The sequence below is a fragment of the Neobacillus driksii genome, from assembly GCF_013409995.1.
Classification (GTDB): Bacteria; Bacillota; Bacilli; order Bacillales; family Cytobacillaceae; genus Neobacillus; species Neobacillus driksii.
This window is the reverse complement of record NZ_JACCBX010000018.1, coordinates 101,155-114,629: the sequence shown is the minus strand read 5'-3', so window position 1 is coordinate 114,629 and position 13,475 is coordinate 101,155. Positions and strand designations below refer to the sequence as shown.

Annotated in this window: 10 protein-coding genes; all 10 read right to left on the bottom strand. The window is 40.5% G+C overall.

Annotated features, from left to right (window positions below):
- Positions 1–27: 27 nt before the first annotated feature.
- Positions 28–978 (bottom strand): glycoside hydrolase family 43 protein, encoded by a 951-nt coding sequence (locus F4694_RS28655; protein WP_179603333.1) that lies wholly within the window; start codon positions 976–978, stop codon positions 28–30.
- 27 nt (positions 979–1,005) lie between these two features.
- Entirely contained in the window at positions 1,006–2,220 is a 1,215-nt protein-coding gene (locus F4694_RS28650; protein ID WP_308806842.1) for a sn-glycerol-1-phosphate dehydrogenase, read from the bottom strand.
- A gap of 39 nt (positions 2,221–2,259) precedes the next feature.
- The gene (locus tag F4694_RS28645) at positions 2,260–3,312 is read right to left on the bottom strand and encodes an aldose epimerase family protein (protein ID WP_179603332.1); all 1,053 of its coding nucleotides are present in this window, start codon (positions 3,310–3,312) and stop codon (positions 2,260–2,262) included.
- Between the two features lie 98 nt (positions 3,313–3,410).
- Complete coding sequence (gene arfA, locus F4694_RS28640; RefSeq protein WP_179603331.1) at positions 3,411–4,925, bottom strand: arabinosylfuranosidase ArfA; 1,515 nt, start codon at positions 4,923–4,925, stop codon at positions 3,411–3,413.
- 70 nt (positions 4,926–4,995) lie between these two features.
- Complete coding sequence (locus tag F4694_RS28635) at positions 4,996–5,268, bottom strand: DUF6171 family protein (protein ID WP_179603330.1); 273 nt, start codon at positions 5,266–5,268, stop codon at positions 4,996–4,998.
- Between the two features lie 21 nt (positions 5,269–5,289).
- Positions 5,290–6,777 (bottom strand): alpha-N-arabinofuranosidase, encoded by a 1,488-nt coding sequence (locus F4694_RS28630; RefSeq protein ID WP_179603329.1) that lies wholly within the window; start codon positions 6,775–6,777, stop codon positions 5,290–5,292.
- An 85-nt stretch (positions 6,778–6,862) separates the two neighbouring features.
- Positions 6,863–8,347 carry an L-arabinose isomerase gene (araA, locus tag F4694_RS28625; protein ID WP_179603328.1) on the bottom strand — a complete coding sequence of 495 codons (1,485 nt, stop codon included), beginning with the start codon at positions 8,345–8,347 and terminating at the stop codon, positions 6,863–6,865.
- Positions 8,348–8,425: 78 nt separating this feature from the next.
- Positions 8,426–9,145, bottom strand: a complete 720-nt coding sequence (gene araD, locus F4694_RS28620) for an L-ribulose-5-phosphate 4-epimerase (RefSeq protein ID WP_179603327.1) — start codon at positions 9,143–9,145, stop codon at positions 8,426–8,428.
- Positions 9,139–10,833, bottom strand: a complete 1,695-nt coding sequence (araB, locus tag F4694_RS28615) for a ribulokinase (protein WP_179603326.1) — start codon at positions 10,831–10,833, stop codon at positions 9,139–9,141. The genes araD and araB overlap by 7 nt, the downstream gene beginning before the upstream one ends.
- Positions 10,834–11,192: 359 nt before the next feature.
- Entirely contained in the window at positions 11,193–13,472 is a 2,280-nt protein-coding gene (locus F4694_RS28610; RefSeq protein WP_179603325.1) for a glycoside hydrolase family 127 protein, read from the bottom strand.
- Positions 13,473–13,475 lie beyond the last annotated feature (3 nt).

Below are 13,475 nucleotides of genomic sequence, written 5' to 3'. Positions count from 1 at the left end.
ATAGAAAATGATATCAACTGAATCGTCTTAGTTTGCATCTGGTACCGGAGTGCCAAAGTTAGGAGTTCCATCTTCATTCCATGTGAACACTTGTGCACGTGTATGACGATTCGGATCCCAAAGCGGGTCACCGACGATTTCACGGTAGTTACGAGCATGGTAAATCAGGATGTCTTGACTGCCATCTTCTGAAACCGTGAAACTGTTATGACCTGGACCAAATTGGCTGTTTTTCTCAGTTGTTTGGAAAACAGGTTCCGGCGATTTTTTCCATGATTTCGGATTAAGAAGGTCGCTGTCTTCGTCTGCTGAAAGCAAGCCCATGCAGTAGTTATAATCGGTAGCGCTGGCAGAATACGAAATAAATATTTTCCCGTTTCTTTTTAGAACAGCAGCACCCTCATTCACTAAAAATCCAATTTTCTCCCAATCGTATTCAGGCGTGGTAATCATAACTTGAGGACCTGTAAGTGTCCAAGGGTTCGCCATTTTCGCAATATATAGGTTTGAGTTGCCTTCGATTTCAGGATCTTTCTGAGCCCAAACATAGTATAGATTCCCTTGATGTTCAAAGGTGGTCGCATCAAGAGAAAAGGATTCCCAAGCCGTTCTAACTTGTCCCTTTTCAACCCAATTTCCTTCGAGCGGATTTTGTGCGTCATTTTCAATTACATACATGCGATGATCAAAAATAGCGTCCTTGCGGGCTGCCGCAAAATAGATATACCATTTGCCGTCAATGAAATGTATTTCTGGAGCCCATATATTTGCGCTCATGATTCCATCCTCATGTTTCGTCCAAGCAACGACTGGTTCTGCCTCGCCTAATCCTTGAATCGTTTTTGATCTTCGGACTTCAATTCGGTCATATTCAGGTACTGAAGCAGTGAAATAGTAGTATCCATCTGTATGCTTATAAACCCAAGGATCTGCTCGCTGCTCGACGATTGGATTTTTCAACGTTTCAACTTTTTGCATAATATTTCACCTTTCCTTTTAAAAAAATCATGGACGTATGAAGGGGCTGCTTTCCACAGCAACATTCATAAATTTTAAAGCTGTAAATCGATTTCTTAACGTATGTGCACCACTTAAGCTTGCGGCGACTAACTGTTCATCAATACCCAGCTGTTCCGGCGTGATGTCCCCGCCTGTCTCTGTTAATAGATTTTCTAGGTATTCGGGGGTTGGGATCTCTTGATATATTTTCATGATTTCTTTTACGTTTTCATTGTTAAGAGTGTTTTGCATTGACTGTAATCGAGCAGATTCAGATAGTAAAGGAAGGAACTGTCCTTTATAAACTTCCGCAAGCAGTACCGTTGATACTCCAACTTTCGCCCCGTGAAGCACGGCAGGGCGCTTCCGCTTTAAAAAGTCCATTTCCCAGTAGTGCGACAGGTGATGTTCGCCGCCGGAAGCTGGATGTGACTGACCAAATATAAGCATGGCCACCCCTGACATGATTAGAGCTTCAATTAGAATTTGAATTCCCTCTTCATCTGCTGCAGTAATCGATTCTACCTTTTCCACACAGGAATCTAATGCTTCACGGGTAATAGCGGCAACGAGCGGACAATATGGCTCTCCCATAACAAGGTGGCCAAATTTCCAGTCTGCAAGCGAGGTGAATTTGGCCAGCATATCCCCAAATCCTGCTGCCACCATTTTTCGTGGTGATGCCTTCAGTACAGATAAATCCGCGAACACGGCAATCGGAGCTGACATTTGGAAGGTTGTTTTCACACCCTTAACAATTAATGGAGCTCCCATTGATGTGAAGCCATCGACAGAAGGTGCTGTAGGAACTGAAATAAATGGCAATTTCATTTTTGTACTGCAAAAACGCGCTATATCATGGAGTGTACCTGCACCTACAGCGATAATGATCTCTGTATCTAATGGCATCTCTAATAATGCCTGAACTAAGGATTGCTCATCAGCAACGACATCATTATTTTCATCCGGCTTGATGATACTAAGAGAAATGTCAATACCTGTTTCTTTTAAAATCTCTGATAGACTTTTACCTGCTGCTTGATAGGTATTTTCATCTGCGATTATAACTGCATGTTTAAATCCCTTACCATCTACATATGCCGCAAGTTCTTTATAAACACGGTTTCCAATCTTGATTCTCTCAATGGGAATCGGATGATGATGATTTCCACAATCACATGTTTGAGCTAGAGTCATGAGTTCAGCAATATAGTTTTCCACTTTAATTCCTCCTGCTCTATAGAAAAAGTATCGGGAAATCTATTCTTCTAAAATCCCAAATTTATAGGTTGTTACCGTCGAATATTCTTGATCTTTCTCTAGAACCCAAGAAGGAAACTGAGGATGATGAATCGCGTCCGGTAATCCCTGTGTCTCTAAGCAAATTCCTAAGTACTTCCGTGACGGCACCCCGGCAATCTCCCCTTCAGATTTCATCTGATTTCCAGAATAAACGACAACACTTGATTCGTCTGTTTCAATCGTTAAAGTCCGTCCACTTTCGATATCCTTCAGGACAATTTCTTGATCATGTTGTGTATTTAATAAAAACGGATGGTCATACCCAGCGCCGGCTAATTTATTTTGCGGATGTTGTGACAGCACTCCAGTTTCAATCATTCTCTCCGTTATAAAATCAAATGCCGTACCTCTAACATCCAGCATATCTCCCGTCGGAAGCAGTTCATCATTTAATTCAAGAAACTTATCGCTTTTTATTCGTAAAGAATGATGTAAAATATCTCGTTTTAAATGTCCGCTTAAATTGAAATAAGAGTGATTGGTCATATTTAGTAGTGTGTCCTCATCAGACACGCCAGAATAACGGATAGAGAGTTCATTGTCATTATTCAAGGTGTAAGTAACGGAAACCTTTAAATTTCCAGGATAACCCTCTTCACCATTCGGGCTAAAATAGGTGAATCGAACGCCAATCTCCTGTTCATCCTCGATGACTTCACTATCCCAAACAATTTGGTTAAACCCTTTATTTCCGCCATGCAGATGGTTGTTATTTTCATTTTTTGCAAGTATATAGGTTTTCCCGTTCAAATCAAAGGCACCAGCCTTGATTCTTCCAGCGACACGGCCAACTGCAGCGCCTAAAAAATATCTATCATTTTCATATTCGTTCAAGTTGCCATATCCAATAACAACATTTTCAAAGTTGCCTTCTTTATCAGGTGTTATAATTTTTGTAATAATACAGCCATAATTAATACAGCCAATTTCTACTCCATGATCATTAATAAGATTAAATAAAAAAACAGTTTGGTTATCTTTCCTTCCAAACTCCTCTTTCAAGACCTTCATATATCTTTCAACCCTTCCTTTCGATAGATACCTAGAAAAAATGATTCCATACCCCTCCATCAACAAATGTAAACAGAAGAGGTATGGAATATTTGCTATTAGTTATGTTTCGCCAGGCGGATTACATTCCAAGATAACTTAGGTAATACCGCGGTAACTCCGCCGTTTTCAGATCTTGCATTACCATTAGAATGCGGTGCCACTGGTGTTCCTTTAGCAGAGTTGGTTTGTTTTAGATTGCCATCATTTTCTAAAACAATATGCTCGACAACTTCGTATCCATCAAAGTTACGGATGTCGACAGCGAGTTCCAAACCTTCCTCAAGGTGACGGTTTACAGCAAAGATTGTTAATGTTTCATGCTCTTCATTGTAAACAGCCGTTGACTCTAAATACGGTACATCCGTGAAATCCTTACTGTCATACTTAGGACTTGAAATAATAGGGTTTAATGAAACGCCGCGTCCATAGACAGAAGTATGCATATAAGGATAGAATATTGTTTGCTTCCAAGCAGGTCCATTGTCTTCAGTCATAATTGGTGCAATGACATTGACCAACTGTGCCAGACAGGCAATTTTCACACGGTCAGCATGCTTTAAAAGCGTAATCAGCATACATCCGACCAATAAAGCGTCTTCAAAGTTATAAATATCTTCTAATTGAGGTGGTGCAATACTCCATGGCTCAATATTTTTATCCGCTTCATTACTGTGATACCATACGTTCCATTCATCAAAGCTAAGGTTGATTTTCTTTTTACCGCGTTTTTTCGCTTTGATATAGTCCGCAATAGAAATAACTGATTTAATAAAGTCATCCATTTCTAGGGATAGTGCTAAATAGTTAGAAATTTCATTGTCACGGTTGCCGTAATACTGGTGCAAAGAGATGAATTCTACATGATCATATGTATGGTCAAGAACCGTTGCTTCCCAGTCAGCAAAGGTCGGCATATTGTGGTTTGAGCTTCCACATGCAACCAACTCGATTGTAGGATCTACCCACTTCATTACTTTCGCAGTTTCTTGAGCAAGGCGGCCATATTCCGCAGCTGTTTTGTGCCCGATTTGCCATGGACCGTCCATTTCGTTACCAAGACACCAAGTTTTAATTTTGTATGGATCCTTTACACCGTGAGAAATACGAAGATCACTATAGTAAGAACCACCTGGGTGGTTGCAATATTCTACTAGATTTCTAGCTGCGTCAATACCACGGGTTCCAAGGTTAACCGCCATATTTACGTCAGCATTGACTAACTGCGCCCATTTCATGAACTCGTTGGTACCCATTTCGTTGGTTTCTGTTGTACGCCAAGCTAAATCTAAACGACGCGGACGGCTTTCTACAGGTCCTACACCATCCTCCCAGTTATATCCAGAAACAAAGTTACCACCCGGATAACGGACAAGCGGAACTTGGAGTTCCTTAACCATTTCAATAACATCCTGGCGGAATCCATTTTCATCGGCTTGAGGATGTCCTGGCTCATAAATGCCGCCATAAACGGCACGGCCTAAATGTTCAATAAAAGAACCATAGATTCGATTATCAATTTCAGATACTTTAAAGTCTTTTTCTAAAATCATTTTCGCTTTATTTTTGCCCATGTTCCCTGTCCTTTCTTTTATCAGATAGAGTTTGCAAGCCACGGCTTCTTTTCTATAAAACAATGAGTAGTTAACTAACCTTTTCCCATTTTGGCTTTCCCGCAAAAGGACAGCTTTTGTTCTTAAACTTGGCCCGATAGCGGACTATACATCCGCTATGAGCACAAGTGGTGCCATATTGAAGAGAAGGGCAGCTTTCACAAATCTTTAAGCGTTCTGAGTAGACTTCGTCTGATACGATAACAGATAAATCTTCTTCCGTTTCCCTAACGAGCTCCTGGATGATTTCCTCTGTTACTATTACACTTTCAACGCAGCCTTTACATAGATTTTGCTTACTCACTGCTGGGGTCCCCCTCATTCTTTATTTAACCGCTAATGTAACAACAGACATTGCTGGAAGTTTAATGGCTAATTTATTATTTTCAACCGTTACGCCTGTGAACGCAACAGGTTTTACAACCTCTGGCTGTTCGAAAGTGTTATGTGCATTCATTGAGTCGGCTGTAATGATTGTTCCTGAAACCTTAGTTTCGGCTCCAATTATGCCACGAAGGTCTAAATCTAATACTGATTCGTTCTGGTGGTCAATGTTACATAAGCTGATGTGAATGATACCTTCAGCATTTTTTGAAGCAGATACGGTTACTTGTGGTAACGTTTCTCCGTTATATTCATAGCTGCCAAATGTAGTATCAACAGCAAGCAGTTCAGCATCTTGGTGAACTTTGTACATATCAAATACATGATAGGTTGGAGTAAGAATCATCTTCTCGCCTTCCGTTAAAATCATCGCTTGAAGCACGTTGACGGTTTGAGCGATATTCGTCATTTGAACACGATCAGCGTGATTGTGGAAAATGTTGAAATGCAGGCCAGCTACCAGCGCATCACGGATCGTGTTTTGCTGATATAAGAATCCAGGATTTGTTCCAGGCTCTACATCAAACCATGTTCCCCACTCATCAATAATCATACCGATTCGCTTATCTGGATCATATTTATCCATAATCGTGCTATGCTTTGTAATTAACTCATCCATATGAAGGGCTTTCTTCATCGTAATGAACCATTCGTCTTCAGGGAAATCAATCGCTGATCCTTTACCAAGCCAGAAATCTCCTGGGATCGTGTAATAGTGAAGACTTAAACCATCCATTAACCAGTGAGCGTTCTTCATTAATACTTCTGTCCAGTTATAATCATCGACGTTTGCGCCACCGGCGATTTTATAAATTTTATTGCCGCCATAGTTACGTACATACGTTTGATAACGGCGATAAAGGTCTGCATAATATTCAGGACGCATGTTTCCACCGCAGCCCCAGTTTTCGTTTCCTACACCGAAATACTTTAACTTCCAAGGCTCGTCGTGGCCATTTTCCCGGCGCCAGTTTGCCATTGGCGATTCACCTTCAAATGTCATATATTCAACCCATTCTGACATTTCTTGAACAGTGCCGCTTCCAACATTTCCGCAAATATACGGCTCGCACTCTAATAATTCACATAAAAGCATGAATTCGTGCGTTCCGAAGTGGTTGTTTTCTACAACGCCACCCCAGTGAGTATTGACCATACGTTTACGATTTTCACGAGGACCGACGCCATCCTTCCAGTGATACTCATCGGCAAAGCAACCGCCTGGCCAGCGAAGAACAGGAACTTTAATGTTTTTTAATGCTGCTAGTACATCGTTACGGATACCCTTTGTATTAGGGATCGAGGAATCTTCACCTACCCAGATTCCTTCATAGATACATCTGCCTAAATGCTCTGCAAAGTGACCATATATATTTTTATTAATTTTGCCTTTTGTAATATCAGCATTTACAATGACATTATTTTTCATAAAGTAATCCTCCAGTCGGTTTATGTAATCAAAGTACCCTAGTAAACCTTAGGGCTATTATTGCTAATAGCCCCAACTTTAAAAATTAACGATAGATAACGTCATTCCAGCGTAATTCGTTAATAAATGATTCTGTTTTTGTGTCGTTATTAATGACAACCATTTCAATACCAGCTAATTCTGCAAAGTCTCTTAACTGTTCTGTTGTTACTTTATAAGAGAACCCAGTATGGTGCGCTCCGCCAGCTTCAATCCAGTTCTCAACAGCTTGACTTAGAGAAGGCTGACACGTCCAAAGTACACGTGCAACAGGAAGTTTTGGCATATCCTGCTCTGGTTGTACCGCATCTACTTCATTTACAAGAAGACGGAAACGATGTCCAAGGTCGATAATGGATGCATTTAATGCAGAGCCGCCTCTTCCATCAAATACGATTCTTGCAGGGTCTTCCTTGCCGCCAATTCCTAGTGGATGCACCTCAATTTTAGGACGAGTGGCTGAAATGGTTGGACAAACCTCAAGCATATGAGCACCAAGAACCATTTCATTTCCTGGTTCAAAATGATACGTGTAGTCTTCCATAAAGGATGTACCTTCATTGCCCGCAATGATTTTCATTAAACGAACGAGTGCCGCAGTTTTCCAGTCACCTTCACCCGCGAAGCCGTAGCCTTGTTCCATTAGACGTTGAACTGCAAGACCTGGAAGCTGACGCATACCATGTAAATCTTCGAAAGTTGTTGTAAATGCTGTATATCCGCCTTCCGTTAAGAATGCTTTCATTCCAAGCTCAATTCTGGCTTGATAACGGATGCTGTCTCTTACCGGTCCGTCAGTTAGACCTTCTGGTGTAATATCATATTGCTCTTCATATTCAGCCATTAACTGGTCAAGTTCTTGTTCACTTACATCGTTCATGCGTTGAACGAGGTCGCCAACACCGTAACCATTAACTGTCCAGCCAAATTTAATTTGTGCTTCAACTTTGTCACCTTCAGTAACTGCTACTTGGCGCATATTATCACCAAATCTTGCCACCTTCAGGGTTTTACTTTCAGCAAAAGCAACTGCCGTTCTCATCCAGCTGCCAACGCGCTCTCTTACTTCCGCGTTTTCCCAGTGTCCGACAACCACCTTACGTTTAACCTTTAAGCGGCTGGCGATGAATCCGTGTTCACGATCTCCGTGTGCAGATTGGTTAAGATTCATGAAATCCATGTCAATTGAATTCCATGGGATATCACGGTTAAATTGTGTAGCTAAATGAAGATATGGTTTTTGAAGAGCTGAAAGCCCGGCAATCCACATTTTTGAAGGTGAGAATGTATGCATCCATGTAATGATTCCTGCACAATTTTCATCAGCATTTGCTTCAAGAATTAAGCGGCGAATTGCATCGGAATCCTTTACAACAGATTTAAAAACTAATTTATATGAAACGGCTGGATCATGATCTAGACCACTTACAATCGTTTTTGAATTTTCCTCTACTGCTCTAAGTACGTCTTCTCCGTAAAGTAATTGACTTCCAGTTACAAACCAAAATTCATAGGCTTTTGTCGTTAACAAGGTAAATCCCCCTAAAGTAGTTAGTTTTCTTCAATGTCCAAATAACATATGTTGATAAGTTAATCTATAAGACAACCATTAAAGCGTTTGCTTGGTTATTTGTTTTGTTTGACCATAATATGCGTTTTTCCCATGCTTTCGCAGGTAATGCTTATCCAACAAGAATTGTTGAATTGGGTTTACGTTAGGATTAAGCTGGAAGGTATGCAGCGCCATTTTCGCTACTTCTTCTAGCACAACGGCATTGTGTACTGCCTGATTGGCGTTTTTACCCCAACAGAACGGTGCATGGTTAAACACTAGGACTCCTGGCATTGCCACAGGGTCTAATCCTTGTTTTTCAAACGTTTCAATAATTACATTTCCTGTTTCAAGTTCATAGGCACGATCAATTTCATCCTGAGTCATCTCACGTGTACAAGGAATCTCTCCATAATAGTAGTCAGCATGTGTAGTTCCAAGTGCAGGAATCGGACGACCTGCTTGTGCCCAGCTCGTTGCCCATGGCGAATGGGTATGGACCACTCCGCCAATTGTTGGAAAAGCACGGTAGAGTGCAAGATGTGTTGGTGTATCTGATGAAGGGCGCAGATTTCCTTCGACAATCCTGCCTTCCAAATCTACTACTACCAAGTCCTCAATACTAAGCTCATCATAAGGAACACCGCTTGGCTTGATGACAACAAGGTTTTGTTCACGATCAATCCCACTTACATTTCCCCAAGTAAAAGTAACCAAGTTATGTTTTGGAAGCTGTAAATTAGCTTCCAAAACCTCTTTTTTTAGTCGTTCTAGCATACTGTCTCCTCCGTTCTTTCTAAGGAGCTTGCACTCTTAATTTTTTTCAATGTTTTCATCACGTTATTTTCGCCGCGTCCAAAATAATCGTATAGGCGGGCATATTCTGTATAAAGCTGATCATAGACCGCCTTATTTTCTGCATTTGGCTGGTATACATAATCTTTGACTCTGCCCATATCCTTGGCTGCTTCAGTAATGCTGTCATAGCCGCCGCGTTCTTTACCTGCTGCAACAGCACCAAACATTGCAGAACCAAGTGCTGGTGTTTGGGAAGAAGCAGAAATTTTAATACTCATATTTAATACGTCTGCATAAATCTGCATCATCATTACATTTTTCTCAGCAATTCCGCCTGCAGCATACACTTCATTAACAGGAACACCATTATCACGGAAGGTTTCAACGATCATTCGTGTACCGTATGCAGTTGCTTCAATCAGCGCACGATAGATTTCCTCTGGTTTTGTTAATAATGTTTGTCCTAGCAGTACTCCCGTTAGATCAGCATCTACAAGTGTTGAACGATTGCCGTTCCACCAATCAAGTGCGAGGAGACCGCTTTCACCAACGTTTAACTTACTTGCTTTGTCCGTTAATAACTGGTGGATATTTACGCCTTTTTCTTTTGCTTCTTCATAGTAACTTGCCGGTACACAGTTTTCAGTAAACCATTCAAAATGGTCACCTACGCATGATTGACCAGCTTCGTATCCCATATATCCTGGAATGACTCCATCTTCAACCACACCGCACATTCCCGGTACAATCTTTTCCTCTTCACCTAGTAAAATATGACATGTAGACGTTCCCATAATCATCAATAGTTTACCAGGTTCTGTAATCCCTACTGCTGGGACAGCAACGTGTGCATCCACATTCGCAACTGCAACTGCAGTACCCGGGTTCAATCTTGTTAACTTAGCACCTTCAGCAGTGATTTCTCCAGCTTTAGAGCCAATGGCAACGATATCCGTAGATAATTTATCCTCAACAACATTTTCTAAACGAGGATCAAGCGCTTTAAAAAATTCTTTTGATGGGTAGCCATCCTGCTTATGCCACATTGCTTTATAACCTGCCGTACAGCTGTTGCGCTTTACTTGACCAGTCAATTGAGAAATAACCCAATCGGTTGCTTCTAATATTTGATCTGCAGCTTCATAAATTTCAGGTGCTTCATCAAGAATTTGCCATACCTTCGGAATCATCCACTCGGAAGAAATTTTTCCGCCGTAGCGTTGTAAGAACTTTTCACCACGTTGTTCAGCAATTTCATTCAAGCGGTTTGCTTCGTCTTGTGCCGCATGATGCTTCCAAAGCTTCACAAAGCTGTGTGGATTTTTACTATATTCAGGTTTCAAGCATAATGGAGTCCCAGTCTGATCAACCGGTAGGACCGTACAAGCTGTAAAGTCGATTCCTAATCCGATGACATCATCCGGGGAAACTTGTGCTTTATCTAATACTTCCGGAATGGTAATCTGTAAAACTTCTAAATAATCTGTTGGATGCTGTAAAGCCCAATCATGTTCTAATTTAGTGGTTCCATCTGGCAAGAACTCATCCATCACTCCATGTGTGTATGGTTTTACAGCCGTTGCAACCTCTTTACCAGTTCCAATCTCAACTAAAACGGCTCTTCCTGACTGTGTTCCATAATCGACACCAATTGCATATTTAGCCATTTTTCTCACCCTGCCTTTTAGAAAGAATACGTTTACATAATCAATAAAATTTTTCTGAGTTTAATAGAATGTAATAACTACATTCGTATCTCACTCAGGTTAAAATTAAACGCTGCTTTATAAGTAAGTATGACATCCGTACAAGAAAGATGATTTTTCGACAAAACACTATCTATTTCACCCTACAAGTTAATGATATTGTAGCCGTTTTCAAAACTTGTACGTATAACCTTTAAGTTGATTGTACCACCTATCGATATTTTTTCAAGGTATTTTACTATTTATTTAAAAACTTTTTGCGTACAAGTTAAAAGAGCAGAAAATACATGTGAGTTTTGCCTGCTCTTTTAACTATTTTTCTATTCTTTTACCACACGAATACCAAATACCTTAGGTACCTTTTGACCTTCATGAGCACGGAAAGTCACCTTTATTTGCTCCTTACCAGCAGTTGTTTGCTTTGGAATCTCATATTTAACTTGTACAAACGTGTTCAACTCGGCAAGTTCCACTTTACCGTTTTCCAATTCAACTCCATCGATCGTGATAGCAAAGGAATTCATCGTCTCTATTTCTTTTGTATACATAACAAAAAGATGGTTCTGCTGGTTGGAATGAACCTTTAAAGCGAAAGAAAAGTGCCCGTTTGGCCATGTATCTCGGTATTTCCGATTGGACTGGACACCATAGCCCACATGCTCCCCTTCAAATTCATGATCACGCTCCGGCTGCATTTCTCCAGGCTGAACAAAATCAACGGTCCTAAGCTTTAGTTCATGCTCTTTTTCGACAGAAGCTTTATAAGAAAGTTCTGCTTCTTTCCATTTTTCTTCGGTAAAAACGTCCCAATAAACAGAAGTACTACGATCATGCATTTGATAGAATGGGAACAATCTCACATCTCGAGGATAGCCCAGCTCATTCATATCAAAATGATGATTATTTTCTGAGACAGGTACGATGCGATTAAGTAATGATGATTCACTGGTGACTAAAACTGGTGTAAATAATATCTCTTTTGCAGACTTATCCTGTTGTATTGGCCCTAAATCACCCGCTAGAACAAGTGGTCCATTCATAAATGCTATTCGATTTGGGTTATCGTTCATCGTTTCCACTCTTACTGTCATAGGTATATCTAATTCAACTGTATCACCGTTTTCCCACACACGATCAATAGTGATAAAACTAGAAGGTTTAGAATCGTGGTTGTACGGCTCACCATTCACTTTTACATTCATACCTTTTTCCGCCCAATATGGATAGCGGACAGATAGGGAGAATTGGTTTGAATCAGTAGACTCTACTACCAATTTTATTGAACCTGTTTCAGGATACGTAGTTTCCTGATGAACAATGACTCCTTTCTCGCTCCAATTCAGTTTGGATGGGATGTATTGGTTCACCACGAGAGATTGGTCGTTATAAAAATAGATTCCACTGCCATAACTAGAATGGTTCTCCATTCCCGTACCAACACAACAAGTAAAATCATTAAACTGAGAATTATAAACTTTGTGACCGCCCATATCTAAGGAAACAAAGTAAGTGACAGTGCCTTCTTGCGGGTGCTGGGACGCTAAAATATGATTATATAAAACTCTCTCGTAAAAATCTCCTTGCTCAGCAAGACCATTCCACTGAATAAGGTGTCTAGTTAGTTTTAACATGTTATAGGAGTTACACGTTTCACAAGTATTAGCCCCAAGCCGGTCAGTTAATTTGTCTGGTTCTCCAAAATGTTCATTCATGCTGTTTCCACCGATTACATATGAATGATGATGGACAACCTGTTTCCAGAAGAATTCTGAAATACGACGGTAGGATTCGTTATTTGAAATTTCATATTGACGTGCAGCGCCAATTATCTTTGGTATTTGTGTATTGGCATGTCTTCCTGCTAACACATCTTTTTCAGCTGCTAGGGAATCTAATAGTTCTTTGTGATAAAACAGTTGTGATAGCCTCCAAAAGCGCTCATCGCCCGTGTCTTCAGCAAGGTCAACAAGTACTTCTGACATACCGCCATATTCACATTTCAAGACTTCCTGTACCTGTTGTTCATTTAGGTTCTCAAACACATCGTTTAGCCATAAACCAAGCTTTGTTTCAACCTGCAAAGCTTTATTGTTATTCGCAAACTTAAAGGCATCACGCAGACCAGCGAATAATTTATGAATGGAATATAGAGGCACCCAGCCGCCATTCAAATCAAAACCTTGTGATCGGATATCTCCTGCTTTTACTTCTTCAAAAATTTCTTTTCCACGTGGGATACCAGAAATATATCCTGTTCCATGCGCTTTTTGACAAACTTCGAGTTCATCTACAATATAATCCACTCTTTGATTAAACACACTATCATCGTTTGCCGCTGCCATCATTGCTGCCGCTGATAGATAATGTCCTAGTGTATGTCCAGAAATCCCTTGTACTTCCCAACCTTCATAACTGGCCGCTTTTGGCTGAAGTCCCGCATACTCTCTGAATCTAGAAAGCAGTCTATCAGGCTCTAGCTTTAATAGATATTCCTTATTTAACTCCATTGCATGCTTTAGCGGACCGCCTGTAATACGAACATCCTTAAGATCAAATTCTTTTAGTTTCCTATTCACATTTACTTGATTGGTGGATAGCATGTA

Bases quoted from the DNA above. Each gene is read 5' to 3' on its own strand.
- arfA (WP_179603331.1), bottom strand. From the start codon at position 4,925: ATGGGCAAAAATAAAGCGAAAATGATTTTAGAAAAAGACTTTAAAGTA.
- F4694_RS28630 (WP_179603329.1), bottom strand. From the start codon at position 6,777: ATGAAAAATAATGTCATTGTAAATGCTGATATTACAAAAGGCAAAATT.
- araB (WP_179603326.1), bottom strand. From the start codon at position 10,833: ATGGCTAAATATGCAATTGGTGTCGATTATGGAACACAGTCAGGAAGA.
- F4694_RS28655 (WP_179603333.1), bottom strand. From the start codon at position 978: ATGCAAAAAGTTGAAACGTTGAAAAATCCAATCGTCGAGCAGCGAGCA.
- F4694_RS28610 (WP_179603325.1), bottom strand. From the start codon at position 13,472: ATGCTATCCACCAATCAAGTAAATGTGAATAGGAAACTAAAAGAATTT.
- araD (WP_179603327.1), bottom strand. From the start codon at position 9,145: ATGCTAGAACGACTAAAAAAAGAGGTTTTGGAAGCTAATTTACAGCTT.
- F4694_RS28645 (WP_179603332.1), bottom strand. From the start codon at position 3,312: ATGAAGGTCTTGAAAGAGGAGTTTGGAAGGAAAGATAACCAAACTGTT.